General features: G+C 67.0%; 29 protein-coding genes. 14 read left to right on the top strand and 15 right to left on the bottom strand.

What is annotated here, in order from left to right; all coding sequences use genetic code 11:
• Positions 1-5: 5 nt before the first annotated feature.
• The 5 genes from LR394_RS20345 to LR394_RS20325 all read right to left on the bottom strand — a co-directional run bounded on the left by LR394_RS20345 (position 6) and on the right by LR394_RS20325 (position 4,044).
• A complete protein-coding gene (locus tag LR394_RS20345) occupies positions 6-560 on the bottom strand; it encodes a hypothetical protein (protein ID WP_231444292.1) in 555 nt (184 codons plus the stop codon).
• Between the two features lie 402 nt (positions 561-962).
• Complete coding sequence (locus LR394_RS20340; protein ID WP_231444290.1) at positions 963-1,484, bottom strand: hypothetical protein; 522 nt, start codon at positions 1,482-1,484, stop codon at positions 963-965.
• A 149-nt stretch (positions 1,485-1,633) separates the two neighbouring features.
• On the bottom strand, positions 1,634-2,284 hold the full coding sequence (locus tag LR394_RS20335) for an MOSC domain-containing protein (RefSeq protein WP_231444287.1): 651 nt from the start codon (positions 2,282-2,284) through the stop codon (positions 1,634-1,636).
• Positions 2,285-2,300: 16 nt separating this feature from the next.
• On the bottom strand, positions 2,301-3,383 hold the full coding sequence (locus LR394_RS20330) for a sensor histidine kinase (protein WP_231444286.1): 1,083 nt from the start codon (positions 3,381-3,383) through the stop codon (positions 2,301-2,303).
• Entirely contained in the window at positions 3,373-4,044 is a 672-nt protein-coding gene (locus LR394_RS20325; RefSeq protein WP_231444284.1) for a response regulator transcription factor, read from the bottom strand. Before LR394_RS20325 ends, LR394_RS20330 begins: the two co-directional genes overlap by 11 nt.
• 88 nt (positions 4,045-4,132) lie before the next feature.
• Between LR394_RS20325 and LR394_RS20320 the strand changes: the two genes are divergently transcribed.
• Positions 4,133-4,729: a M15 family metallopeptidase gene (locus LR394_RS20320; RefSeq protein WP_231444281.1), complete on the top strand. Its 597-nt coding sequence runs from the start codon at positions 4,133-4,135 to the stop codon at positions 4,727-4,729.
• Positions 4,730-4,738: 9 nt separating this feature from the next.
• Here the strand turns inward: LR394_RS20320 and LR394_RS20315 are convergent, their stop codons facing one another.
• Positions 4,739-5,737, bottom strand: a complete 999-nt coding sequence (locus tag LR394_RS20315; RefSeq protein WP_231444279.1) for an endonuclease/exonuclease/phosphatase family protein — start codon at positions 5,735-5,737, stop codon at positions 4,739-4,741.
• A gap of 83 nt (positions 5,738-5,820) precedes the next feature.
• On the opposite strand from LR394_RS20315, the gene LR394_RS20310 reads away from it, so the two are divergent.
• Positions 5,821-6,222, top strand: a complete 402-nt coding sequence (locus LR394_RS20310) for a RidA family protein (protein WP_231444277.1) — start codon at positions 5,821-5,823, stop codon at positions 6,220-6,222.
• A gap of 103 nt (positions 6,223-6,325) precedes the next feature.
• Here LR394_RS20310 and LR394_RS20305 read toward each other — a convergent pair whose 3' ends face one another.
• Positions 6,326-7,201 (bottom strand): SGNH/GDSL hydrolase family protein, encoded by an 876-nt coding sequence (locus LR394_RS20305; protein ID WP_231444275.1) that lies wholly within the window; start codon positions 7,199-7,201, stop codon positions 6,326-6,328.
• Between the two features lie 724 nt (positions 7,202-7,925).
• Between LR394_RS20305 and LR394_RS20300 the strand changes: the two genes are divergently transcribed.
• The 4 genes from LR394_RS20300 to LR394_RS20285 are packed head-to-tail and all read left to right on the top strand — an operon-like array spanning position 7,926 to position 11,857.
• Positions 7,926-10,466, top strand: a complete 2,541-nt coding sequence (locus tag LR394_RS20300) for a sensor histidine kinase (RefSeq protein ID WP_231444274.1) — start codon at positions 7,926-7,928, stop codon at positions 10,464-10,466.
• 47 nt (positions 10,467-10,513) lie between these two features.
• Positions 10,514-10,933, top strand: coding sequence for a roadblock/LC7 domain-containing protein (locus LR394_RS20295; RefSeq protein ID WP_231444272.1), 420 nt, complete (start codon positions 10,514-10,516; stop codon positions 10,931-10,933).
• Positions 10,934-10,989: 56 nt separating this feature from the next.
• Positions 10,990-11,292 (top strand): DUF742 domain-containing protein, encoded by a 303-nt coding sequence (locus LR394_RS20290; RefSeq protein ID WP_269329505.1) that lies wholly within the window; start codon positions 10,990-10,992, stop codon positions 11,290-11,292.
• The gene (locus LR394_RS20285) at positions 11,273-11,857 is read left to right on the top strand and encodes a GTP-binding protein (RefSeq protein WP_231444268.1); all 585 of its coding nucleotides are present in this window, start codon (positions 11,273-11,275) and stop codon (positions 11,855-11,857) included. Before LR394_RS20290 ends, LR394_RS20285 begins: the two co-directional genes overlap by 20 nt.
• Positions 11,858-11,944: 87 nt before the next feature.
• Here the strand turns inward: LR394_RS20285 and LR394_RS20280 are convergent, their stop codons facing one another.
• The gene (locus LR394_RS20280; protein WP_231444266.1) at positions 11,945-12,574 is read right to left on the bottom strand and encodes a DUF1963 domain-containing protein; all 630 of its coding nucleotides are present in this window, start codon (positions 12,572-12,574) and stop codon (positions 11,945-11,947) included.
• A 166-nt stretch (positions 12,575-12,740) separates the two neighbouring features.
• Here LR394_RS20280 and LR394_RS20275 point away from each other — a divergent pair, with 166 nt between their 5' ends.
• Positions 12,741-13,625: a calcium-binding protein gene (locus LR394_RS20275; protein ID WP_231444264.1), complete on the top strand. Its 885-nt coding sequence runs from the start codon at positions 12,741-12,743 to the stop codon at positions 13,623-13,625.
• Positions 13,626-13,707: 82 nt separating this feature from the next.
• A complete protein-coding gene (locus LR394_RS20270; protein ID WP_231444262.1) occupies positions 13,708-14,571 on the top strand; it encodes a calcium-binding protein in 864 nt (287 codons plus the stop codon).
• A 61-nt stretch (positions 14,572-14,632) separates the two neighbouring features.
• Here the strand turns inward: LR394_RS20270 and LR394_RS20265 are convergent, their stop codons facing one another.
• The 3 genes from LR394_RS20265 to LR394_RS20255 form a co-directional block, all read right to left on the bottom strand.
• Positions 14,633-15,013, bottom strand: coding sequence for a peptidase inhibitor family I36 protein (locus tag LR394_RS20265; RefSeq protein ID WP_231444260.1), 381 nt, complete (start codon positions 15,011-15,013; stop codon positions 14,633-14,635).
• A gap of 6 nt (positions 15,014-15,019) precedes the next feature.
• Complete coding sequence (locus LR394_RS20260; protein WP_231444258.1) at positions 15,020-15,457, bottom strand: hypothetical protein; 438 nt, start codon at positions 15,455-15,457, stop codon at positions 15,020-15,022.
• 155 nt (positions 15,458-15,612) lie between these two features.
• Complete coding sequence (locus LR394_RS20255; protein ID WP_231444256.1) at positions 15,613-16,098, bottom strand: helix-turn-helix domain-containing protein; 486 nt, start codon at positions 16,096-16,098, stop codon at positions 15,613-15,615.
• Between the two features lie 327 nt (positions 16,099-16,425).
• On the opposite strand from LR394_RS20255, the gene LR394_RS20250 reads away from it, so the two are divergent.
• On the top strand, positions 16,426-16,746 hold the full coding sequence (locus LR394_RS20250) for a hypothetical protein (RefSeq protein WP_231444254.1): 321 nt from the start codon (positions 16,426-16,428) through the stop codon (positions 16,744-16,746).
• Between the two features lie 14 nt (positions 16,747-16,760).
• Here the strand turns inward: LR394_RS20250 and LR394_RS20245 are convergent, their stop codons facing one another.
• Positions 16,761-17,642, bottom strand: a complete 882-nt coding sequence (locus tag LR394_RS20245) for a hypothetical protein (protein WP_231444252.1) — start codon at positions 17,640-17,642, stop codon at positions 16,761-16,763.
• A 296-nt stretch (positions 17,643-17,938) separates the two neighbouring features.
• On the opposite strand from LR394_RS20245, the gene LR394_RS20240 reads away from it, so the two are divergent.
• Genes LR394_RS20240 through LR394_RS20230 form a run of 3 tightly spaced genes read left to right on the top strand, consistent with a single transcriptional unit; the run spans position 17,939 to position 20,461 of the window.
• Complete coding sequence (locus tag LR394_RS20240; RefSeq protein ID WP_231444250.1) at positions 17,939-18,991, top strand: SIS domain-containing protein; 1,053 nt, start codon at positions 17,939-17,941, stop codon at positions 18,989-18,991.
• Positions 18,981-19,949, top strand: coding sequence for a bifunctional heptose 7-phosphate kinase/heptose 1-phosphate adenyltransferase (locus tag LR394_RS20235; RefSeq protein ID WP_231444248.1), 969 nt, complete (start codon positions 18,981-18,983; stop codon positions 19,947-19,949). Before LR394_RS20240 ends, LR394_RS20235 begins: the two co-directional genes overlap by 11 nt.
• 32 nt (positions 19,950-19,981) lie before the next feature.
• A complete protein-coding gene (locus tag LR394_RS20230) occupies positions 19,982-20,461 on the top strand; it encodes a D-glycero-alpha-D-manno-heptose-1,7-bisphosphate 7-phosphatase (protein WP_231444246.1) in 480 nt (159 codons plus the stop codon).
• On the opposite strand, the gene LR394_RS20225 is transcribed toward LR394_RS20230, so the two are convergent.
• Entirely contained in the window at positions 20,462-21,034 is a 573-nt protein-coding gene (locus LR394_RS20225; protein WP_231444244.1) for a hypothetical protein, read from the bottom strand.
• Between the two features lie 151 nt (positions 21,035-21,185).
• On the bottom strand, positions 21,186-22,142 hold the full coding sequence (locus LR394_RS20220) for a hypothetical protein (RefSeq protein WP_231444242.1): 957 nt from the start codon (positions 22,140-22,142) through the stop codon (positions 21,186-21,188).
• 598 nt (positions 22,143-22,740) lie between these two features.
• On the opposite strand from LR394_RS20220, the gene LR394_RS20215 reads away from it, so the two are divergent.
• Positions 22,741-23,289 (top strand): peptidase inhibitor family I36 protein, encoded by a 549-nt coding sequence (locus tag LR394_RS20215; protein WP_231444240.1) that lies wholly within the window; start codon positions 22,741-22,743, stop codon positions 23,287-23,289.
• Between the two features lie 80 nt (positions 23,290-23,369).
• The gene (locus tag LR394_RS20210) at positions 23,370-23,861 is read left to right on the top strand and encodes a VanZ family protein (RefSeq protein WP_231444238.1); all 492 of its coding nucleotides are present in this window, start codon (positions 23,370-23,372) and stop codon (positions 23,859-23,861) included.
• Between the two features lie 534 nt (positions 23,862-24,395).
• Here the strand turns inward: LR394_RS20210 and LR394_RS20205 are convergent.
• Positions 24,396-24,899 carry a hypothetical protein gene (locus LR394_RS20205; protein WP_231444236.1) on the bottom strand — a complete coding sequence of 168 codons (504 nt, stop codon included), beginning with the start codon at positions 24,897-24,899 and terminating at the stop codon, positions 24,396-24,398.
• Between the last annotated feature and the right edge of the window lie 399 nt (positions 24,900-25,298).

Below are 25,298 nucleotides of genomic sequence, written 5' to 3'. Positions count from 1 at the left end.
GAAATTCAGTCCTCGGGCGGCCCGTCGGCCTCGTGGTTGGCAATGATCGCCTTGGCCAGCTCCTGGGCCTTGGCCGAGCGCTCGTCCTGGGTGCGCTCGCCGTTCGTCAGCTGGATCGTGTACCGGTGCTCGTCGTGGACGAAGGTCAGCGTCTTCGTGCCGGTCTCCCAGGCGGCCTTCTCGCCCACGCCCTCCACCTCCTGCGCATCGCCGCGCCGGATGTCCTCGTCGATCGTCTGGATGGCCGAGTCCTTGCTCAGACCGGTGCTGTCCAGCACCTTGTAGTCGGCGTACAGCCGGCCCGGGGTGGAGATGCCGGAGAAGAAGTCCGAGTCCTCGATCAGCCAGCTGCAGCGACGCTCGGAGATGGCGAACGAGTCGTCGTCGTAATCCACGTCACCGTCGAAGGTTTCGGCGACGGTGTCCTCGGGCAGTAGTTCGCACATCTGGCTGTCGTCCGGATCGGAGTCGTCGAACGACCAGTCGGAGGAGAAGCCCGGGATCGGGATGAGCATGCCCGGGAGGACGCCGAACGGGCCCACCCCGTTGCTGAAGATCACCCCGGCCACGATCGCGATCGGGATCCAGCGCAGCTTGGAACGCCGCCGCCGGGGACCCTGCGGCGAACGAGGAGGCCCGTGCCAACCTCGCCCAGGCCCGTGCCAACCTTGTGGAGGCCCGTGCCAGCCTTGCGGACGGCCGTATGGCGGCGGATAAGACTGCTGACGCAGAGCCTCCTGCTGGCGCAATGCCTCGGGCGATCCCGGCTCGAACTGCGGCGGAACCGGGGGAGAACCAGGAGGAGACGACTTAGGGTCCGGCTCGGGCGTGCCCCAGACAGGTGGCTCTGACGTCACAACGGGTTCCCCAGGCACTCGATCCGGCAGCGGTGGCCATTGCGCCACATCAGCAGCGGATCAGGCAACCGGCGCCGGGCCCAAAGCACCCGAAGCCCGACGAAGTCAGGGCATCCATTCCCAGTCGTCCGGGTCGGCCGAGTACTCCACTTCACCCCAGGCCTCGGTGTCGATCAGCACCGGCACCTCGACCGAGACCTGCTGCAACTGGCCGCGCTCGCGCTTGCGCACGTCGATGTTGGTCTCCGGGCAGATCCCGGCCCCGAACCGGACCAGCTCGGAGCACACCGTGACGTTCTCGTGGCCCAGGCGGAACCAGGCATTGCGGGCGATGATCTGCTTGCCCTGCCGGTCCGGCGGCAGGAAGCCGACGAACTCGTAGCCCTCGGGCAGAGCGACCGGCAGTTTCAGGCGCATGCCCTTCTCCGCCTGGTACATCGCCGCGACGTCCTGCTTGGTGAACGCATCACCGAGCCGGGGCGAGCCAGCCTCCGCGCTCTCGGTGGTCTGCGCCGAAGGCAGAGCGTCCCCGGCCGCCGAATCCCCGCCGAACGGGCTCGAACAGGCCGCCGTGAGAGCGGCCGCCACCCCCAGAGAGATCAGGGCCCCACCGCGTGACCTGCGCATACCGCCCTCTTCCGATGATCCCCGCCGGAAGGGATTCTGACGCCATTTGGTGTCATTCAGCTGAACGGCGGGCATAGACGGGCCGAATTCGGGCGCGTGTCCACATCTTGCCGGGTGGATGCCTGCGAGAGCAGCGCGACGTTCGCAGGTCAGACCTTCAGGCGCCGCCGGATCTTGCTCATGTCGGCCACCGGCAGCGCATCCGCCACCAGCAACTCGGGCAGCAGGGCCGGCTCCAGCGTCATCGCCCGGAAGGCGAGCGCAATCGTCACCTGGTGATCCGGCCGGCTCAGCACCTCGATCCCGTCACCGCCGCGGATCGCCCCCGGCGTGAGCACCCGGAAGTACGGGCCGGGCAACGCCACCTGGGTGAACTCCTTGGCCCAGCCCTTCCGGTCCAGCCAGCCCGCAAACGTCGAACAAGGGATCCGCGGGCGCGTGACCTCCAGGACCACCTCGTCCCCAATTCGCCAGCGCTCGCCGATCAGAGCCTCGTTGACGTCCACTCCCGAGGTGGTCAGGTTCTCACCGAAAACCCCGTTGGGCAGGCTGCGCCCCAACCGCGGTTCCCAGAAGTCCAGGTCCTCGCGGGCGTAGGCGTAGACCGCCTGGTCCGTTCCACCGTGGTGATCGACATCGAAGACGCGATCCCCGGCCAGGCCCACCGACCCGTCCCCCATTGGCCCTGGTGCACTGACCTGGACGGGTTCGCTCACCGGGCGCTTGTCGATCCCGGTCTGCGACGCGGTTCGCCAGTGGCTGGGGATGGGGTGGCCGATGTTCACCGACAGGAGCTTCACGCAACCACCGTAACCATCAGTCCCCGGTGACCGCCGGGAATATCACCGTGACCATCAGCCCACCGTCGGGCCGCGGCGCAACCGTGAGATCGGCGTGGTGGATCCGGGCGATCGAGGCGACGATGGCCAGCCCCAGGCCGCTGCCGTTGTGGCCACCCGAGCGCACCCGGCCGCGGGCCCGGACGAAGGGTTCGGTGAGCGTGGCGGCCACGTCCGCGGTGATCGGCTCGCCGGTGTTGGCGATGGTGAACCGCGCCCGCCCGTCCGGTCCGACCGCCACATCCGCCCAGATCCGGCCGTCCTCGGGCAGATTGTGCACCACGGCGTTGCGCACCAGGTTCTCGACCAGCTGGTGCAGCAACGGGGGATTGGCGTGGACCAGGGCCGCAGTCAGCGAGACCGACACCGACGCCGATTCCGAGCCGACCACCGCCTGCACCACCTCGGCCAGATCGCACGGCTGGCGCGGGAGGTCCTCCCGCTCGGCCCGGGCCAGCTGCAACAGCGCCTCGTGGGTGTCGATCGAACGGTCGTTCATCTCCTGCAGCCGGGGCAGAAGCTTGTGCAGGTCAACGGCTTCCGGATTGGCCCGGGCGACCTGCAGCATGGTCTTCATGACGGTCTGCGGGGTGCGCAGCTCGTGCGAGGCGTTGGCGGTGAACCGGCGCTGCTCCTCGAAAGCGCGCTCCAGCCGGGCCAGCATCTGGTCGAAGGTGTCGGCCAGCCGGTGCAGTTCGTCGTCCCGCCCGGGCATGGCGATCCGGTGCGACAGCGAGCCCTGGGACGCGGCCTGCGCCGCCTGGGTGATCATCTCCAGCGGGCGCAGCATCCGCCCGGCCAGCACCCAGCCGGCCACCAGCCCCACGACGGCCAGAAAGATCAGGCCCGCCGCGGAGAACCGCAGCGCCACCTCCAGTAGATCGGTGCGCCGGGGCGCGAAACCACCGTTCTCGATGATCATCAGGTTCTCGTTCGGCACGTAGCGCAGCACCAGCAGCATCACCGCGAAAAGGGCGGCCCCGGCCAGCATCAGGAAACCGGTGTAGCTGAGCGTCAGCTGCATCCGCAGGCTCAGGCCCGGCGGGCGTTCAGAGCGCATCATCACGCCCGAACCGGTAGCCGACCCCGGGCACGGTCTGGATCAGCTGCGGCTCGCCCAGCCGCTTGCGCAGGGTGGAGATCGTGACCCGCACGGCGTTGGTGAACGGGTCGGCGTTCTCGTCCCAGGCCTGTTCCAGCAGATCTTCCGCGCTGACCACCCCACCCCCGGCCGCGATCAGAACCTGCAGCACCGAGAACTGTTTACGGGTCAGGGCCAGGTACCTCCCGTCGCGGTACACCTCGCGGCGAAACACATCCACCCGAACCCCCTCGCACTCCATCACCGGTGGCCGGGCCTGGGCGCTGCGCCGGCCCAGCGCCCGCAGCCGCATCACCAGCTCCCGCATCTCGAACGGCTTGGTCAGGTAGTCGTCCGCGCCCAGCTCGAAGCCGCTGGCCTTGTCGTCGAGCAGATCGGCGGCGGTGAGCATGATGATCCGGGTGCCGGGATGCTCGGCCACGATCCGCCGGGCCACCTCGTCGCCGTGGATCACCGGCAGATCCCGGTCCAGCACCGCGATGTCGTAGGCGTGCACGGCCAGCATCTCCAGCGCCGAGGCACCGTCCAGAGCCAGGTCGGCCGCGATCGCCTCCAGCCGCAGGCCGTCACGCACCGCCTCGGCCAGATACGGCTCGTCCTCCACGATCAGCACCCGCATTCGGCCAAGGCTAATCGGGCGGAGGTAACGCGGGCATAAGCAAAAGCGCAGACGTCCCGGCAACCTCCGGCGCTCTTGTCTAGGAGGTATGACGCAGACCAGAACGCATTCCCGGCCGCTGGCTTTCGCGCTCGTGGCGCTGATCGTGGGCGTCGCCGCCGCAATCGTCCTCAAACCCGACGCTTCGGTGAAAGCGGCTCTCGAGCGTCCGTTCGGCTTTGTCTCAATTGGGGACGCTCGCGGCGGGGGATTCGGGGCCGCGGACGGTTACGTCGGCGACGACTACCTGGACGTGTGGGCCGACCTGCCCGCCCTGAACAAGCTGCAGCCCGACCTGCGCGAAGCCGTGCGAGCAGCGGCTGCGGACGCGGCCGCCGACGGGGTCGAGCTCAAGGTCACCAGCGGCTGGCGCAGCGCGGCGTTCCAGCAGTACCTGCTCGACGAGGCGGTGGCCAAGTACGGCTCCTACGAGGAGGCCCGGCGCTGGGTGAGTACGCCCACCGGCTCCCGGCACGTCACCGGCGAGGCAGTGGACATCGGGCCCACGGACGCCGCCGACTGGACCATCCGCCACGGCTCCGACCACGGCCTGTGCCAGGTGTTCGCCAACGAGATGTGGCATTTCGAGCTGCTGACCACGCCCGGCGGCGAGTGCCCGGCCCTGCGCCCGGACGGATCCTCCTGACGGGCAGGCTCAGGGCACCAGGATGTCGGCCAGCACCGGCCGGTGGTCGCTGTTGCGGGCGTTACCGGTCCAGGCCCGCAGGGCTTTCACGTCGCGGGCGAACACCCAGTCCACGCGCAGCTTGCGGCGCGTGGTGCCGAAGCTGGAACCCACCTCGGCCTGCAGGTCTTCGAGCCCGGCGTTCAGCAGGAGCTTGCGCGGGGTGTTGGCCGGCGCGGAGTTCAGGTCGCCACCGAGCACCAGCGGGTTCGTGGTGCTGCGCAGGTGCTCGGCGATCACCTCGGTCTCGGCCTCCCGCAGCCGCGAGTTCTTGCCCAGATCCTTCAGCCCTAGACCGGTGAACGGCGAGGACAGGTGCAGCGGGACGAGATCCACCTGCCGGCCCTCGATGTCCACGGTGACCACGGCGGCCGTTCGCGAACCGACCGGCATGCCCTCGATCAGCCGCGTCCCCACGATCGGATAGCGCGACAGCACAGCCGTTTCGCCGTGCGTGGGAGCACCGGGGGCCTCTGGGGCGAAGTAGTGGTGCGGCAGACCCGGGGCAGCGGCCACCACGTCCTGCGCGTATTCGCCCGGAACCTCGGCCAGCAGCATGACGTCCGGGTTGCTCTCGGCGATCAGCGCGGCCAGATCAGCAGAAGGGTTGCGGGGCCGCACGTTCCAGGCGATCACCCGCACCTGCTGGGCGTTGGCGACTGCGGTGGTGGACTCGGCCCGGCCCGGAATCAGGTAAGGCCCGAACGTAGACACCCAGACCACCGCGGGCAGCACGCTCAGCAGGGCCGCCGGCCACCAGGCCCGGCCCAGAAAGGCCAGGGGCAGCGCGAGCACGGCCGGAGCCCACCACACCACCGCGAGCATGTTGGCCACGTAAAGCCACGACCACTGGTCGCCGGCTACCTGTCGGATGATGACGTGCAGTGTGGCCAGCGCACCGTAGATGACCACGGCAAGCATCGCCGTCGTCGCGAGCAGGGGCCGGCCGGTAAGGATCCCTGCCGTCACGCCGGTGAGCCTACCGGTGCGGAGGATGGGCTCAGAACCGGTCTAAGCCACCGCTCAGCTCCTGAGCTGGCAGGCTGAAACACATGACTGCTGAGCGTCCTCAGATCCGCCGGATCGCCACCGACCCCGACCTCTACGCGCCCTCCGCCATCTCGCAGGCCGTGGCTCTGGGCGATCTGGTGGTGGTCTCGGGCCAGGTCGGCATCGACGAGAACGGTGACACCGTGCCCGGCGGCTTCACCGCGCAGGCCCGTCAGGCCCTGCTGAATCTGGAAAAGGTGCTGAAGGCGGCCGGTACCGATCTGGATCACGTGGCCAAGGTGACGATCCTGACCACCCAGACCCCAGCAATGGACGAGGTGGTCGCCCTGCGCCGGGAGTTCTTCTCCCAGCCGTACCCGGCCGACACGATCGCGCAGGTGGTCGCGCTGGCCCGGCCGGAATGGCTGATCGAGATCGAGGCCTTCGCGGTCCTGCCCAGCTGAACGGTGCGTCCTCAGCCGAGCACCGTGCTCCCCATCAGGGTGGGGAGCAGAGTCCGGCCCGGGGAGTAGTGCCCCGGGCCGGACTACCTCTGCTTCAGCTACCTCAGTGCCGGTCCGTCACCTTGGTCAGCTGCCGGGTGTAGGCCCGGTAGCCGGTGTCGGTGGGGTGGAACATCTCCGGCACGTTCTCCAGGTCCACCTCGTGCAGCCACGGGTCGTCGGTGCAGACCTCGTGCCCGTCGAAGGCCGGGCGCATCTCCACGAACTTCACCTTGGCCTGGGTGGTCGCGGTGATGATGCCCTGGTTGACCGCGTCCACCGTCTTGGTGAACAGGGCCCGCCGCTGGGCGTTCGGCGTGACGTCGCCGCAGCTGCCGGTGCCCTCGCCGTCGACCAGGTACGGGTAGCCCAGCACGATCAGCTTCGCGTTCGGCGCCAGCGTCTTGATGTCGGCGTACAGACTCTGCAGCTCGGTGATCAGCGTGGTCTGCGAGTAGTTGATGGCCAGCGCCGTCGCCCCCTCGCACTGCGCGTCGGTGCCGCCGAGGCAGGCGTCGACCGTGGTCCGGAAGCCCGCGTCGTTACCCCCGATGTTGATCGTGACCAGCTTGGTCCTGCGGCTCAGGGCGCTGAGCTGGTTGGCCCGAACCTGCGGGATCCGGGCCCCGCTGCAGGTGACGTCCTTCAGCTTGAGCTTCGGATGCTTGCGTGACCAGCTGCGCGGATAGCTCTTCGGGCTGCGAAGGCAGTCGCCGCTGGACTCGTCGTACACCGAGGCACCTACCCCCGAGGCGTACGAGTCGCCCAGTGCGACGTACTCACCCCGCCCCTTGAAGAACGACGCCTGCGAGACCTCGGTCGTTGATGACGCCGAAACCGTCGACGACGATGCCGCCGCATTGGCCGGACCGGCTCCGACCGCCGCCACGGTGGCGAAAGCGATCGCCGCGGTGACGACGGCAGACAGTGCTCTACGCACGAATGAACCCCCCTCATGGTTACTCGGACGTAACCCATCCTGCCCCGGGCAGGCGCTCGGGAGGGTTAAATCCGCCAAACCGGTCGAACGGACGTCGGTGGCGGCCGTAGGCGCGTACGTCAGGTACCAGGGGTGCCAGGTGTACACATTCGGCGCTTGCCGACCCGGGCTCCGAGGAGCTGGCGAGTAGGGGGAATCACCCCAATGGCGGCTACAGAACGCAACGAAAGACTGCTCCAAGTGGATCTTCGCCCGGATTCGGGTCGTCGCTTGGCTCGGAAGCGCGAAAGTTCCTGTGAATCGGCGTGTTCCAGTTGAATTGGACGAATGTCCAGTCTAAACAAGGGTGTTCGCCGCTGTCGGCCTTGCGCGTTTGCCCATCTAAGGCATGAAACGGAAAATCGACCCAGAGCGTTCATTTAACCCTAAGTAAGGGCCAGTCGTCCGATTTCCCTGAAACATTGAATCGTGAAGAATTGGCTTTCGTGGCCAAGTGTCCGTTTCATCGGCTCTGTTCATGTGAACTGTGACCTCACCTTCTCTTGACCCAGACATTTCGCGGTGTCAATGTTCCCCAGTCTTCAGGTCGAGTCATGGCAATTGGTTGAGGGAGCGTCCTTTGGTGCGGCTGTTCAGGCGGGGAGCTTCGGCTGTCACGGATAGTCAGGAGTCCGGCAACAGGCGCCGCCGCTCGCTGCGTAACCGGATCTTGCTGGTCGCCTGGGTGCCCAGTGTGGTTCTGCTGGTGGTCGGTTCGGTGATTGCCGGCATCATGATCAACAATGGTGTGCGGGACCGCGGCCTGGCCGACATCTTTTACGCGCCGCAGGACGCCGAGCCGTTCTTCTCGGCGGTCCAGACCGAAATGCGGCTGACCGGTCAGCAGTGGGTAAATCCCGGACGGACGTCCGAAAGGGCCCTCGCCGAACAGCGTGCCAAAACGGACCAGACGCTGATCGGATTCCAGAACATTGCCGCCCGGGTCCAGGAGCAGTCCGTCACCCAGGCCTACCGGGATTCCGCGGCCAGGTTCCAGGAAGTGCTCGCCGGGCTGGCCGATCTGCGGGCCGGCATCGACGACCGGTCGATCGAGCTGACCGACGCGGTCCACACGTACGGGCAGATCGAACGAGGCATCTTCGACTCGGTGATCTATCTCGCGCAGACCTCGCCGGACGCCGAGTCCGCGATCATCGGTTCTCTGGCCGGTGACTTCTGGACCTCCGCGAACAACCTGGCCGAGGCCAATGCCATCGCCTACACCGCCTTTTCGCGGTCGGGGATGACCGAGACGCAGTACGTGACCCTGGTCCGCATGGTGGGGCAGAGCCGGGAGCAGCTGGACAGCCTCGAGCCCTATCTGGCTCCTACCGCCCGGGAGAAGTTCGCCGCGCTCAAGGAGTCCGACGCCTGGCGGGAGATGCAGCAGGTCGAAGAGGCGGCGCTGAGCGCCGGGCCGGGCGAGAGCGCTGATCTTCCGGTGGACCGGGCGTCCTGGGCGCGTAGCTCGGACGAGGTCTACGTCCAGGTCGCCGCGATCGGTATCGACCAGATGAACGCCGCCGGTGTGCTGGCCCTGGATACCGCCGGCACCCGGATCACCCAGGCGATCATCGGTGCCGTGGCGCTGCTCGTCCTGGCGATCAGCGTCATCCTGATGACCTCGTGGGTGGCCAACCGGCTGATCGGCCGCCTGCGCAAGCTGCAGCTGGCCACCCTGGACATGGCCCAGATCCGGCTGCCGCACATCATCGACCGGCTGCGCACCGGCGACAAGGTCGACATCAACGAGGAAGTGCCGGAGATCCACCTCGGCGACGACGAGATCGGTGAGGTGGCCGAGGCGTTCAACGAGGCCCAGCGGGTGGCCGTCTCGGCCGCCGTGCAGGAGGCCGAGACCCGGGCCGGTCTGCGCCTGGTCTTCCTCAACATCGCCCGCCGTAGCCAGATCATCGTGCACCAGCAGCTTTCGGTGCTGGAGACCGCCGAGCGCTACCAGGAGGACCCGGAACAGCTGAAGCTGCTGTTCGAGCTCGACCACCTCTCCACCCGGGCCCGGCGCAACGCCGAGAACCTGGTCATCCTCGGTGACGGCACCCCGGGCCGGCAGTGGCGCAACTCGGTGCCGCTGAGCCAGGTCATCCGCGGCGCGATCAGCGAGGCCCAGGACTACGCCCGGGTCACCGTGACCGAGCTGCCGCGCCTGTCGATCACCGGTTCCGCGGTGGCCGACGTGGTCCACCTGCTGGCCGAGATCGTCGACAACGCCACCACCTTCTCGCCGCCGATGTCGCGGGTCGAGGTGCGCGGCAACATGGTCGGGCGCGGCCTGGTGATCGAGGTCGAGGACCAGGGCCTGGGCATCCCGCCGCACCAGCTCGCCCAGCTCAACGAGATGATGACCAAGCCGCCGGAGTTCCACGTGATGGCGCTGCGCGAGGAGCCGCGCCTGGGCATGTTCGTGGTCGGCCAGCTGGCCCGCAAGAACGGCATCCGGGTCACGCTGACCGCCTCACCGGCCTACGGCGGCACCCGGGTGGTGATTCTGCTGCCCGACGCGCTGCTGGACGCCAAGGGCGATCCGGGGCAGGGCACACCGGAGGACGCGGCGGTCACCGAAACCCCCACCCAGTCCATCCACGAGCGCATGGCGTTCCAGGGTGAGCTGACCCCGGCGCACGGCACCGGACGCTCACGTCTGACGGTGGTCGGCTCGCCCGACCCCAAGCCCGCCGAGATCACCCGGGCTCCCGAGATCGCCCGATCTCCGGAGACTGTGCAGACCCCGGTCACGCCGAGCACTCCCGTCACCCCGGAACCGTCGGAGGACCGCCGGCGGCGAGTCGCTCGTCCTCAATCACCTACCCAGCGACCCGCCCAACCGGTGCCGACACCGTGGGCCGCAGGCCCCTCGTCCTCTGCTACCTGGGCCTCCCGGTCGCAGGAATCCGCGGGGAGCCGGGAGAACGGGAACGGCCCGAACACTGCGCCCACGCCGGTCGTCTCGGCCCCGCTGCCGACCCGAGGGTCGCACTCGGCGCAGACCATCGCGCCGACCCCGGGACACAACCGGCCCACGCTGCCACGGCGTACCCGGCAGGCCCACCTGTCGGACCGGCTGAAGAACCAGGCCGGAGCCCCGGTGATGGCCGCTCCGGTGCGCTCGGCCGCTCCGGAGAACCCCGACCGGGCCCGCAGCACGATGCTGGCGTTCCAGAGCGGAACCCGTCGCGGCCGGGCCCACAGCGACGACAACGCCGGCTGAACGGCCAGCCGGTAACGATTTTCACCACGAAGTAAGCGGAAGGCGAGATGAGCGACAATCTGCAGGGCCTGGACTGGCTGGTCGACGACCTCACCCGACGGCTGCCCGGAGTCGACCGAGCCATCGTGCTCTCGTCCGACGGTCTGCTGATCGGCCGGTCCTCGGTGGTGGACCGGGACGAGGGCGAGCACCTGGCCGCCGTCGCCTCCGGGTTCCAGAGCCTGGCCCGCGGCACCGGCCGGCACTTCGGTGGCGGGGCGGTGCGCCAGACGATGGTGGAGATGGACAACTTCTTCTTCGTCGTCACCGCCGCCGGCGAGGGCGCCTGCCTGGCCCTGCTGGCCGACGCCAACGCCGACATGGGCCTGATCGCCTACGAGATGAACCTGATGGTGACCAAGGTCGGGACCTACCTCAGCTCGCAGCCCCGGGCCGAGGAGGGCGTGGGGGCCGGGCAGCGCTTGTGAGCAACGACGGCACCTGGTTCGACGATGCGGCCGGACCTCTGGTGCGGCCGTACGCGATGACCGGTGGCCGGACCACCAGCCGGCAGGCCGATCTGGAGATCATCGCGCTGGTCGTGGCGCTCGGCCCGGTCACCCGGGTCCAGGCCACGAGCCTGGACGACGAGCTGATCCAGATCCTGCGGCTGGTGCAGAAGCCCGCGTCCGTGGCCGAGATCTCGGCCGGGCTGCGGCTTCCCCTGTCCGTCACCAAGATCCTCCTCGGGGATCTGATCGACAAGCAACTGGTTGCGTTCCGCTCGGCCGTGACCCCCGACATCCGAGTTCTCCAGGCAGTGATCAATGGCATTCGACAACTCTGAGCCCGTGCTGCGCGGCTCGTCCGTCAAACTCCTGGTGGCAGGCGGTTTCGGGGTCGGCAAGACCACCATGGTCGGCACGATCAGCGAGATCCCGCCGTTGCGCACCGAGGAAGTCATCACCGAGATGAGCCGCGGGGTGGACGATCTCGCGGGCGTGGAGTCGAAGACCACCACCACCGTGGCCCTCGACTTCGGGCGCATCACGATCAGCCCCGAACTGGTGCTCTACCTGTTCGGAACCCCTGGCCAGGACCGGTTCTGGTTCATGTGGGACGAGCTGGCCGACGGGGCGCTGGGCGCGGTGATCCTGGCCGACACCCGGCGGCTGGGTAGCTCGTTCCCGGCGATCGACTACTTCGAGAGCCGCGGCGTGCCCTTCGTGATCGGGGTGAACTGCTTCGACGACGGCGCGGTGCACGAGGTGGAAGAGGTCCGCGACGCGCTGGACCTGGACACCTGGGTGCCGATCGTGATGTGCGACGTGCGCGACCGGGCCTCCTGCAAGCAGGTCCTGGTCACCCTGGCCGAGCACGCCCTGACCATGGTCACCGCGGGCGCCCGCTGAACCCGGCGTGATCGGTCGGCCCGGGAGACAACCACTCCCGGGCCGACCTCACTGCGCCAGGATCGCGCGGACGTCGCCGAGGTCCTGCTAGCACTGCCAGAGGAACGAGCCGGTGTGGCAGGCGATGCAGTGGAAGGCGAACGCCTCGCCGGTCCCGAAGTTGGCGCCGTGTTCCTCCAGTTGGGCGGCGAACGTCATCGGCCGGTAGCAGGACGGGCAGTGCGGCGTCTCCGGCGCCTGAAGCCACGACGGCCGGCCCCCGAACTGTCCCAGGACTCGTGGCGCTTCCTCCTGGTGGCGCGCCTTCCAGGCCATCTGCGACAGCCAGTACTCGTCGTCCTCGTCCTCACCCGCCGCCGGCTCCACCGAGACCAGGCGCACCGCGGTAGCGGGCCGCACCAGCTCGTTCTCGGCGTCCAGCAGGATCGGGGCCGCGGTCGGGCGCAGGCCACCGGTGAAGACCAGGGCCTGGTTGGCGCCGGTGATCGGGCTCCAGGTCTCGCAGGTGCCCGGGGCGCTGTTGCACATGAAGATCGCCATCAGGCGCACGTCGTCCGGCCACTGCGGCAGGTCCAGCTGGCCGACGAACTGCAGCAGGTTCTTGCAGGTGTGGCAGACCGGCCAGTCGAATCCGTCGGGAACCAGGGGGAGCCCACCGAAGCGTGAGCCCGGCATGTCAGGAACGGTCTCCCCGGCGTCGATGATCAGCGTGGCCATCTCGGGAGGTTACCGATTCCGGCCGTCCTCGCACTACCGGTCGGTATGGGTCCGGCGATGCAAGCGAATGTGACGTAAACCCCGTTTGCATCGTTAACCCACGCGAAACGGACACGGGTGGCATCGTCGAGCCATCGGGGGAACCATCTATTTCGGAGGAACCTGAATGGCTCTGCGCCGCAACCGTTTGACCGTTCTGATGGGTACCGCTTCGCTGCTCGGGGTCGGGGTGGGGCCCCTGCTGCTGGTCAGTCCCGCCCACGCGGCGGAAGGCAAGGGCAAGGCCGAGGTGATCGGCACTGCCGAGGCGGAGTTCTTCACCTTCTCGTACGACGGCGGCACCGGCGTGCGCAGCGACGCCGACGTGCGGGTGGACGAGTCGGGCGACGAATCGTCCTTCGTCTACACGGTCGACGACGTGATCGAGATCGAGGTCGGCTCGAACTGCACGCACCCCGACGAGGCCGACCTGACCAAGGTCGTCTGCACCATCGACAAGACCGAGACGGGTGGCAACGACCCGGCCGGGGTGGTCAGCCTGAACGACGGCAACGACATCCTGCGTTTCACCAACCTGACCAACACCAGCTTCACCAGCATCGACCTCGGCGCCGGGGCGGACACCTACACGGCCACCCGCCCGAACGCCCTGGACGCGGCGATCAGCGGTGGCGACGGCGTGGACACCATCAACGCCGGAACCGGGGCCTATGTCGCGGCGGGGGCCGGGAACGACCTCGTCACCCTGATCGGTGGCGCCGCCGAGGTGCACGGTGAGGACGGCAACGACCTGATCAACGGTGGCGTGGGCGACGACTCGCTGCACGGCGAGGCCGGCGACGACGTGATCTACGGCAACGACGGTGACGACTACATCGTCGGTGGCGCGGGTAACGACGAGCTCTACGGCGGCAAGCACAACGACACGATCTACGGGAACACCGGTAACGACACGATTTACGGCAACAGCGGGGACGACTACATCTCCGGTGGGGCGGGTGTGGACACCATCTCCGGTGGCGCGGGCAACAACACCATCGTCGATGTGTAAGTAGTTCCACCGGGCGGCCCGGAGCATCACGTTCCGGGCCACCCGTCCGCCCACCTGTGACGACCAAGTTCGGAGGAATCACGTGACCCTGCGTCGCACCCGTGTATCGCTTTTCGCCGCAACCGCTTTCGCGGTCGGCGTCGCCCCGCTGCTGTTCGCCCTGCCGGCCCAGGCGGCCGACACGTACACCTACGTCAACGTGGGCTCCAGCGAAGGGCGCACCCGGCTCTTCTACGACGGCAACATCGGGATCTCCAGCCGGCTCGATGTGATCCTGGACGAGACCGACGACAAGTTCGTCTTCACCCTCAAGGACAACATCGAGATCCGCCCCTACGACGGCTGTGCCTACCCCGACGCGGCCGACAACACCAAGGTGGTCTGCGAGATCCCCAAGAGTGCCGAGGCTCCCGCCCTGGCCGAGTTCTACCTGGGCAACGCCACCGACCGGGTGCTGTACACCAACAACACCAGCGGCGAGAACTTCACCACGTTCAACCTGGGCGTGGGCAACGACTACTACGAGACCCAGCGGCCCGAGGCGCCCGACGCGATCATCGAGGGTGGCGAAGCCAACGACACCATCCTGGCCGGTACCGGGGCCGTCGTGTACGGCGGGCACGGCGAGGACAACATCACCCTGGTCGGTGGCGCCGGCACGGTTTACGGCGGCGACCACAACGACACCATCAACGGCGGGGCCGGCGACGACACGCTGCATGGGGAAGCGGGCGACGACATCATCTACGGCAACGACGGTGACGACTACATCGTCGGTGGCACCGGCAATGACCAGCTCTACGGTGGCCGTCACGACGACACCATCTACGGCAACAGCGGTGACGACACGATTTTCGGCAACAGCGGGGACGACTACATTTCCGGCGGGGCGGGCGTGGACACCATCTCCGGCGGCGCGGGCAACAACACCATCGTCGATGTGTAGTTAGCAGCACCGCGGGGCCCGGAACAGATCTGTTCCGGGCCCCGCGGTCGTTCGGGCAGCGTCAGCAGCTGGCGAAGGCCCAGCTCTCCGCGTTGTTGTCGAAGGCGTTGTCCTTCAGGTTGCTGCGGGTGGAGTGCGCGCCGACGCACTGCCACTTGCCCTTCTGCCCGTCGTTGGCATAAAGCTTGACCGAGCCTCCGGTGTTGTTGATCACCGAGGAGATCTCGTTGTCGCCGTCCCACCAGTCGATCTCGAACTTGCCGCCGCTCTTGTACTTCTGGTTCACGTAGAGCGAGCCGGTGAAGTTCGGGTCCTCGTACATGCACACCCGGTTGGCCGGGCAGCGGGCGTCGTCGGCCGAGGCCGGTCCGGCGGCAGTCACCATGGCCACGCCGGCGAGCACTCCGGTGAGCGCGGCGGCCGCTACGGTTCGCAGTCTCATCGTTTTCTACCCCCGGTCCGTGTACCAGCCGGTGCACTTGTGCACGCGCTTGTTGTTGTAGATGACGTCGGCGCAGGCGCGCATCGTCCAGCCGAAGTTGTCCATCCGGTTGGAGGTCGAGCGGCTGAACGGCCCGCACTGGAACCACGAGGAACTGCCCGGCGCCTTGCGGTCGATCCACACCCGGTCGCTGGAGTGGTAGCCGGTGGCGATCGCCGCGTACGAGGCGTCGGACGCCCGTCCGTTGCGCAGCACGATGTGCCGGCCGAAGAAGTCGGACGGCATCACTTCGCGCACGTTCTGGTAGACGTCCGGCCAGACCGTGCTGCCGCAGTTGGTCGCGGCCTGAGCCGTTCCGGCCGATGTGGTCACGAGGCCCGCCCCCAGCACCATCGCAGCCGCCAGCCCGGCCAAGGTCCTTCGCCGCTTCAGTTGTGTAGCCATCTCTGCCCCTCCTCAGCCCGCCGTCGAGGCCCCTGCGTCGGGGCCCTCCCGGGCGGTGACCAAGACGTTGGCACGGCCGGCCGAGCGCCCGGAAGGAATCCGGAGACAAGCTCGTCCCGGGACGTCCCACCCCCTCTGACCTGGTGGGACGTTGCTCAGCGGGTCGGTTGGGACGCCTGCTGGCCCGGATCGGTCGTCTCGGCCGAGATGGTGAACAGGTCCCCGGAGTCCTCGGCGATCTCGATGGCGATCAGCACCAGGAGAACGATCAGGAAGGCCAGGAGGATCGGGGTCAGCGTGGAGGCCCGCAGCATCAGGCGCTGCGGTTCAACGGTCTGCTGCTCCGACGACACCCGAGCGGCCGGCACCCGGGCCACTGCGCCGCAAGGATCAACCGGCCGAGTAGCCAGCGACCACAGCCGGTGAAGCTCGGCCAGCTCTTCCTGGGTAGCCCCACAGAGCCGGGCCAGCTGCTCCACCGTCCCGAAGGTCTCCGGCACACACTGCCCCTGGCAGTACCGATGCAAACTGGACCGGCTCGTCCCCGCCCGATGAGCCAACGCGCTGTAGCTGCGCCCGTCCCGGTCCTTCAGCTGCTGAAGCAGCGCCCCCAGATCCTTCGCCGATGTATTCGTCGTCATGCGTGCCTCCATGCGTGCTCGTCCTGGAAGCAGGCAAAGAAGTACTCCCGCCCCAGGACCCCCTCCCATAGCCGCACAACGATAACCACCTAAGACCCTTTTCCACCCTCTTGTGTCACAGATCGTTCTGTGGCAGGCAGGCCGGTATGTGGCGCAGGTCGCACCTATCACCCGGTGCTTGGCGAGGTGGCGGACCTGCCCGCAAGGGCAGCATCGAACTTCCGGACAACCGGCTCTGCGAGACCGGCGTCGTAGCAGGCAGACCGGGAAAGTCCCGGCCGAACCGGAGGGGAACCTGTCATGCGTCGAGTCCTGGTTGCAGTTGGAATGAGCACCGCCCTGCTGGTCGGCGGGGCGGCCGCCGCGGATGCCGCGCCCAAGAACAAGCCCTGCGTCACCACCACGGAGTTCGGCAAGGTCCAGGTGGGCATGTCGAAGGCCAAGGTGGCCAAGATCTTCGGGACCAAGGGCAAGCGGGAGTCCGTCGGCCCGGACGGGCACGGCTACACGAACGAGGTCCGCGAGTACAAGGCCTGCAAGGCGCCCGGCGCGATCGTCAGCGTGACCTTCGCGTCCGGCGGGGACCTGCCCAAGGCGAAGGTGGGCTGGGCGAACCAGAAGTCGTGGGTCGAGGGCTGGACCCAGTAGATCCAGAACCAGATCTACCCGAACGCTGAGCGGATGCTGGCCCGGCCAAGACTCTTGCGCGCCCGCCACTTCGAGGCCGCGGTCAGCATCTCGTCGGTCTTCGAGGGCCGGATCGGGATGGCCACCGGCACCCCGGACATCCAGTTCGGCCCGAACCTCTCGCCCAGAACGTCATGCCACAGCCGTTCGGCGTCCCAGCGATCGCCGAGCCGATCGGTGACGACGGCCCGTTCCGCCACGTCCGCGGTCTCTCGCAGGCAGACCCGCACCAGGGGATCTTCGGTGCTGAGGGCGTTTTCGGCGGCGTTGCGGAAGAACGCGGCCAGCGCCACATCCACCCCGTCGGTGCGGCCACGCGGCAGGTACCGCAGCGCCATGGTCTGCGCCGCAAGTGGGGTCAGGCCGAGGTCGTGGCGCCGACTCCAGGCCGTCACCAACGGTTTTAGGTCGGCGTAGTCGGGATTGGCCGGAATCCACTGGTCGGAGTCGCGGTCGGGGATCATCAGGTGCGTGCCTTCGCGGTAGGCGGGCATCACGTCCACCGGGGGAGGGCTCAGGTAGAAGCGTTCCTGCGGGTCCACGGCGTCGTCGCGGGCTTCGTACTGCAGCGAGTAGCCGGTGACGCGAGTGCTGCGGTAGCGGTGACGGTCGTCGAGCGAGCGGCCCAGTGCCCCGAAGCAGACGATCTGCTGGATCAGGCGGACCGCCTGCTCCCGGGGGTAGTCACGGCGCAGCACCACGATCAGGTCCAGATCCTTGACGTACGGCTGGGTGCTTCTGCGTCGGTGGCCGCCGGTCAGCAGCGCCTCCAGCACGCACGGATGAGCGATCAGCCGGCGCATGAACGAGGTCAGACGCGTGGAAGCTGCATGCCCGGAAGACCGCTCGACCGTCATCGCCCTAGTCCTTTCGAAGCCTGAAGGCCCCACCGCCACCGCAAGAACGGTAGGCAGGCCCGGCCGCGCGCAACCAGGTGAGCACGATGCACAACAGATGCATCTGATGGCACCCGGTGCCCACGCTGCACGAGACAGGGCGCTGGGCGTGGTGCGGCCCGGCGCCCTCTGCTAGCGCGGTCGGGTTGATGAGCGGCTGGCGCGGCCAGCCCTTTGCTTCGGGCATAATCGTCCAGGGATCGGATATTCCGATCTTGATGGCATGGACGAATGTCGACCTGAGGCAAGGGGGAATTGTGGACGTTGTTGTCGGGGAGGCGCTACGTCAGGCTGCGCGGGTCAAGACGCTGGCTCGGGACGCTTTGGGGCCACAGGTGGTCGAGGCGTCCAGGCGTCTGGCCGAATGCCTGGACGGCGAGCGTCGGGCCTATGTGGTGGGTAACGGTGGCTCGGCGGCCGACGCCCAGCACTTCGCCGCCGAGTTCACCGGCCGGTTCCATCGGGCCCGCCGTCCGCTGCCGGTACTGGCGCTGAGCACAGACACCAGTGTGCTGACCGGCGTAGGCAACGACTTCGGTTTCGACGCAGTCTTTGCCCGTCAGGTAGAGGCTTTCGGGCGACAGGGCGACATCCTGTTCGCGATCAGCGCCAGCGGCAACTCCTCGAACGTCGTCGAGGCCGCGCGCATCGCCCAGAAGAAAGGCGTGTTCGTCGTGGGCCTGACCGGGCGGCATCCGGCGGCACTGGACCGGCACTGCGATCTGCTGCTCAAGGTGCCCTCGGTGGTGACCGCGCGGATCCAGGAATGCCAGATGACGCTGCTGCACATCGTCTGTGACCTCACCGAACGTCTCTTGCTGGGGAGCGCGGACGAACCGGCCGACGAGTCGACGATCCTGCCGGGGAAACTGCTCGCGATGCGGGAGGAATGGCGGCAGCAGCGTCTGACGGTCGTCTCCACGAACGGCTGTTTCGACGTACTGCACGCCGGTCACCTGGACTCACTGTCGCGGGCAGCAGCGCTGGGCGACGTTCTGGTGGTGCTGCTCAACTCGGACGCCTCGGTGCGCCGGGTGAAGGGCCCCGGCCGGCCGTTCAGCTCGCAGGGCGGGCGCGCGGTGCTGCTGCAGGCTCTGGAGCCGGTCGACTACGTCTGCATCTTCGACCAGGACGATCCGGCCGCAGCCCTGGCCGAGCTGCAGCCCGATGTGCACTGCAAGGGTTCGGAATATGCCGCGGCTCTGCCCGAGCGGGAGATCGTGGAGCGGTTCGGCGGCCGAGTCGAGTTCCTGCCCCGCATCATCGACCTCTCGAGCACGCAGCTCATCGAGCGCCTGGATGTGGTCTGACGTGCGGCCCCGCCGGGCACTGGTGGTCGGTGACCTGATGCTGGACACCTTCACCGAGGGCGAGGCCAGCCGTCTTTCGCCGGAAGCGCCCGTCCCGATCGTGCTGGAGCGCAACCGCACTCACACTCCGGGCGGCGCAGGCAATGCGGCCATGAACCTGGCCGCGCTGGGGGAGTCGGTTTCTCTGGTCGGCGCGGTCGGGCCGGATACGGCGGGGGAGCGCCTGCGCGACTTGCTCACCGCCGGCGGCGTCGACTGCTCGGCCGTGGTGATCGGCGAGGGCCCAACCACCAGCAAACACCGGATCCTGGCCGGTGGTCAGCAACTGCTCCGGCTGGACCAGGAACCTCCGGCAACGGTCCGGCCCGAACTCGTCCGCGGCTGCCTCAACCAGGTGCGCCGGCAGATCGAGGCCGCCGACATCGTCCTCTTGTCCGACTACGCGAAAGGCCTGTGCAACGCCTACCTCTGCGCCGAGGTGATCCGGATGGCCGCAGCGGCCGAGATCCCGATCGTCGTCGACCCGAAAGGTACCCACTACCGCCGGTATCGCGGTGCCACCCTGATCACGCCGAACCTCGGCGAACTGCGCCGTGCCACCCCCAAAGGTTCGCTGCAGGAACAGGCGCTCGGACTCGTCCGCCATTTGGGGTGTGCCGTGCTGGTCACCCGAGGTGCCGAGGGAATGTCCTTGTTCGACGGTCGATCGGCAGAGTTCCACCTGCCCGCCCAGGCGCTCGAGGTCGCCGACGTCACCGGTGCAGGCGACACCGTCGCCGCAGTGGTCGCCGCCTGCTTGGCCCGAGGCCTCGACCTGAGGCAGGCCTGCCAGATCGCCAACGCCGGGGCCGGCATCGTGGTCGGCCGGCGCGGCACCACGCCGATTACTCGAGAGGAACTGACCGCGACCGGTAACCTGATGTCTCGGAACGAGACTGAACTGGAGACCGTGCCGTGAATCCGCTGAGTCGCTACCCCTCGGTCAAGGCAGTGCTGTTCGACCGCGACGGCACACTGGTCAAAGATGTTCCCTACAACGGCGATCCCGATCTGGTCGACCCGATGCCCGGCGCTGCCGCGTGCATCGCCGCACTGCGCCGCAGCGGGCTCAAGCTCGGCGTGGTCACGAACCAGTCTGCGGTGGGGCGGGGGATGATCAGCTACGAGCAGATGGAAATCGTGAACATGCGGATCGAGCGCCTGATCGGGGTGTTCGACACCTGGAAGGTCTGCCCGCATGCGCCGTGGGACGGCTGTGACTGCCGTAAACCCGCGCCCCGGTTGATCCAGGCTGCCGCGACCACCCTCCGGGTCGAGCCCGCCGAATGCCTGGTGGTGGGCGACAACCTGTCCGATCTGCAGGCTGCCCAGGCGGCAGGAGCCTGTGGTGTTCTCCTCGGGGAGTCTGCCGATCACCCGTCGATCAAAGCGCTGGAAGAACTGATGAGCCCGGCCCTGACGCAGGTCTGATCACAGCCGTGGCAGGTCGCATTCGGCATCCGCCGGCACGCACACATCCAGGGCCTGCACCACGGTCAACTGCCCGGTGCGGCTGCCTTCGTGATAGTCGAACGTCGCCGTGTCATACCGAAAAGAGCCTTCCCGCAACGCCTGGTACTGAATCAACACCGACACCTCAGAACTCGCTGGCAACTCGTATCCGTCCAGCGGCGAACGCAACCCTTCCGGAATCACGTCGGCCCCAGCATTCCCGCTCATCCCGATCCGGGGCCCGTCTCCGAGCTTGTCCGTGGCCACCACCTGCATCCGCAGGAACTTGACCCCGTCGGCTGCCCCTTCGGCCTGATGCAGAGTCAGGCTGTCCAGCACCAGTGGGCGGCTGCCCGTGTTCCGGACGTCCAGCCCACCCCACGTCGCCACTTCGTTCACGTTCATGTGCAGCCCGTACGTGCCCGCGCCGATCGACCCCTCCAAAGACCTGGGCGCCCGGCCGATCCAGAAGTACCCGCCCAGGAGCAGCATCGCCATCGCCACGGTGACGACCGCCGTCAGCCTACGGCGCCGAACCCTTCGAACTGCCATCGCTTTCCCCATCCGCTTGGTCGCAGCCACAGGCAAGTGGCCGGGCCTGGCGGTGTCAATGAGGGACGATCGACTTCAGTGGGCGGTTCGGGACGTTTCGAGGGGATTGCGTTGGAAGCTGTGGGCCATGTCACGGGTTGAGTGGCATCCCTCAGGAGTCCTTGCTCTCCTTGCTGGGTGTCTCCTCGAGATGTGAATCAGGTTCCGGCTCCGGGCACTTGCCCGCATCCTCTTCCGGCCAGGTGCCCCTGTCTGCTGGACGGTCTACCGCGTGGCAGGCCACGATCGTCCGGTTGGCCAGCTTCCACTGCACGCGGATCGGGTTCTGGGCCGTGGGCTTGCGGTCGCTGGGGATCTGCGCGCACTCGGCGGACTTCCGGTCGGTGCAGATGCCCTCGGCAGTGATAACCAGGCGGGCCCGATGGTTGTGCCCGTCGCGGGACGGTGCCTGGATGGCGAATTCGCAGAAGGAGCCGGGCGCGAGAGTGATCTCGGTGCAAGGGCCGGCCGGCTCGGATTTGCCGGACCCCGAGCAGTCTTCGGCTGTGGGTGAGACCGTGGAGAAGCTGTCGCCCTCGAGCGGTGTGAAACTGACTGAGGTGATGCGGTAACTGAGGTCGGACTCGTTGTCCAACAGTGCGCAGTGGACCTTGGCTTCCGTGAACACGTTGACGTTGCCCTGGAAGTAGAAGTGCGGCTCGGGGCCAGCGACGAGTACTGGGTCGTTCGATACCTCAGGGGCAGCGGGGGATGGATCCTCGATCAGCGGCCGGGTCGGCTCGGTAGGCGTGGGCTCGCTTGTAGGCGAGTCCTTCGGTTCAGTTGGGGCTGAAGCTTCGGGAGGAGTGGATGACACGCTGCGAGTGGGCTTCTCATCGGGTGTGGGCTTGACGGCCGGATCGCTTGGTTCGGTCGACTGCGGTATGGAGGCCACACGCGGAGCTGGCACCACTGGCCCCTTGGGCGGCTGAGGCGGCAGGCCCGGCAGGCTCTTGGGTTCCACTGTGACTGGAGTTGTCGGCGCGATGGTCGGCGTCGGCGCACCGTCCCACTGGGCATCGGGCAGGCGCCAGCTGCTGGCATGAGTCTGCCCGCTGGGGGAGATCACGCCCCAACCGGTTGTGGCGACGGCCAGGACACAGCCACCGATCGCGGCCTTGCGCCAGTGGTTGCGGACCCAGTAGCTGGGGCTCTCGAGAATGCTGTTCAAATCGTTGGTCTCCGTGGGCGATTGGCTCCGCTGTGACGGAAGCGCTGACGAACATTGCTGAATCGCTGAGGAGCTTGCCCTCGAATCGGCGTCGGTATCGCCCAAACGGACCGAAAAGGCAGTTTAAGTGCGACGACCAGTGGGTAGGGAACACGCCCGCATGCAATGTCTCGGCTGCCTGCTGTCGGGGCACGCGGTAGGACGGCTGCCTCCGCTTGCAGGTCGCGCACGTACGTCAGGGCAGTCCAGACCTTGGAGTAGTGAGGGAAGACTCAAGAAAATTGTCATTCGACGTCATTCGAATGAAACGGCGAGGTGAGCGCGAGATCTGTGGCAGGGGTGTTTTCGGCCAGGAAATCATCGCCAGGATGGCCAGATTTGGGATCGGTCGACCGAGCGAATGTAATTTGCGGTTTCGGGGACGGCTGTTAAAGCTGCTGCTAGCCTCCGGTTCGTACCTACGCTTCGTGGGTATTCGATCAAACGGGGGTTGAAAGTGAAGCAGCAGAAACGCAACAGACGAATCGCCGCACTCGGGTTGACCTTCATCTCTGTGACGGGTGTCGCCGGAGCAGCACAGGCGGACACGGCCGCCGGTGGCTCTGCCAAGCCGGTGATGGCCAAGTTCGGGACTCAGAGCATAGACCTGACCAAGGGTTGGGGCGAGGCCACATCGTGCGTCGTGGTTGGTGGCACGGAGACGGAGTGCTTCACCAGTAACCGAGCGGCCGACCGCGCGCTGCAGGCTCGCGGTCTGGCTTCTGCAGAGCGGTCCGTCTCGGCGGTTCCTGACTGTGCGAGCGGTTGGCTATGCCTGTTCGAGCATGCCAACGGCGAAGGACGCCGGCTGATCTTCCGGGATGAGACCTGGCAAAATCTCAGCAACTACGGCTTCGTGAACATGGTTTCGTCCTACCGGAATCGGCAGAGCGACGGGGCCGGCGAACTCCTTGACACGCCTTCGAACTACTACAAGCTGGAGGCGAACGCCTACGTCTCGTACGTAGGCAGTTTCAACGACAAGGCTGACAAGGTGCACCCGTAGTCGCACGACGCAGACGCCTGGTCGCGCCGCTGTGCAATGGTGCGGCCAGGCGCCAGTTCGGCTGATCGTTCGGAGGTCACATGGGTTCAGCCCTGATGGGTTTCCTGAAGGAGCCCCTCACGCTTGGCGCACTCATCTTGGTGCTGCTCGCTGCACTCGTGGTGTCTCAACTAATGGCGAGTCGACTAGGCATCGCACGGGTTGTGGCCTTCGGGTTGGTCCTGGGCCTGGGCATCCCGGCCGTAGGAACTTTACTTGCAGGCGGGCGTTCTTTCTCGAGTTCATTTTCCGGAGCTAACTTTCAGTCTTGCTTCGATCTGTCCATCGAGTGGTCGTGGAATGCGGCGGCCTGGATCAACGTGTTCTTGTACATGCCGCTGGCTTTTTTCCTTGCGCTCACAGTGCAAACCACCAGTCGCGTCCTGATCTTCGTTCTGTTGTACGCGACAGGCTTGGAACTGGCGCAGAGTGCTCTGAATATCGGCGTCTGCGAAGAAGTGGATCTCCTGCGGAACATGGGAGGTGCGATGGTTACCGTTCTTGCGGTGCGGTGTGGGCAGCGGTTTCACTAAGCTCTTGTCCTCGCGATGACGTTCTCTGCGCCACCGATTCCGTGTATACGGTGATGCTGCCCTCGGCAGCGGCTGTGCCGACCTGCTGCGGCTTGGCCGGCAACATGGGCCCGGCGAAGACGGTTGTGGCGCTGAGCGCCAGAGCCACACCGCACACCCCGACCAGCGTGCCCCCTGATCACCCGGGTTCTCTTGATTGCGGACGCCCGTGGCCGGGCAAGCAGGAGGGCCATCAGTTCGTACTCCCCCGAAGTAAGTGCTACGAGGGCGAACGCTAGCGACGGAGGTTGCCGAAGATCGGGTGAACCGGTCGAAGGCAGCTGAACAGTAGAGAGGCGAAACGGCCTACAGGAGAGGAAGAGCCAATCGGCCACCGGCATGCCGTGCAGTCACCGGCCAGCGGAACGGTAGACGGGCGTAACGGCACACAGCCAGGTGAGCGCGATGCATGACAAACGCACCTGGCGACACCCGATGCTCGTGCTGCACAGTACTGGACGCCGGGTCTGCACAGGCCCGGCGAGCCCTGCTTCTTCAGGCCAACTCGCAGATGGCGAACACAGCGAAAACACCTACGGCGTCCATCCCGTTCTGGCTCTGCAGTTCGGCGGCCAGCCCCTGCACCCGATAGCGGAAGGTCAGGTTGCCGCCGTAGTTGACGGTGACGGCCCAGGCCGCGTCGGAGGCACTGGATGCCTGACCCACCTCGTACCAGTCCTTGGCCTGGCAGGCGAGGGCCACCACCTGCTGGGCATCTTCTACCGGCAGGTCGGCCAGGTGCGTCTGCAGGATGGCGATCATCCGCTGCTCCACCACGGGCTGAGCGGGTATCACGGTTTTCGGCACCGGGCGGTAGCGACCGACTCGGGCCAGATCGTCGCTCTGGCTGAACACGTTGTCGGCGACCCGCACCACGTCACCCGATTCTCGGGCCACGTCGTCGGCGATGGCGGCTGCTCCCTTGGCGCTGGAGCAGGCACTGAGTGCAGCTACGAGAAGGCTTGCTGTGGTCAAAGCGGTTGCGCGGTAATTGGTCATGGCAATCGTAGTAGCAAGGGAGTTGGATCCACGGCGGGTCTTTTGGGGGATAGCGCCCAATCGGGACGCCCCATCAAGGATGCTCGTGGGTTTCGGAAGGGCAGTTGGGGCGGGTGCAGCGGTTCTCTGGGGTGTTGCTGGGGTAGTCGGATCGGAGCTGTGCGGAAACGGCGAAAAGTACTGTCTCTGAGAATATCTGGCCACATCTGATGGCACTGTTCTTTGTCGATATCTGATGAATATCCGCATGCCGAATGGTGTTCCTGGGGCGTTACCGCATCGAACGGTTGAAATTTGAAGGGTTGAACGGTCGGATCAACCTCCCACGTATCGTCGAGTTGCTTGAAAATTCCCGTGAATGCCGGCGAATCCGCTCTAGAACTGGGCGGTCAACTCAAC

This window comes from Kineosporia babensis, from assembly GCF_021129305.1.
Lineage (GTDB): Bacteria > Actinomycetota > Actinomycetes > Actinomycetales > Kineosporiaceae > Kineosporia > Kineosporia babensis.
The sequence above is the reverse complement of the archived record's forward strand: the minus strand, read 5'-3'. Positions and strand labels throughout refer to the sequence as shown.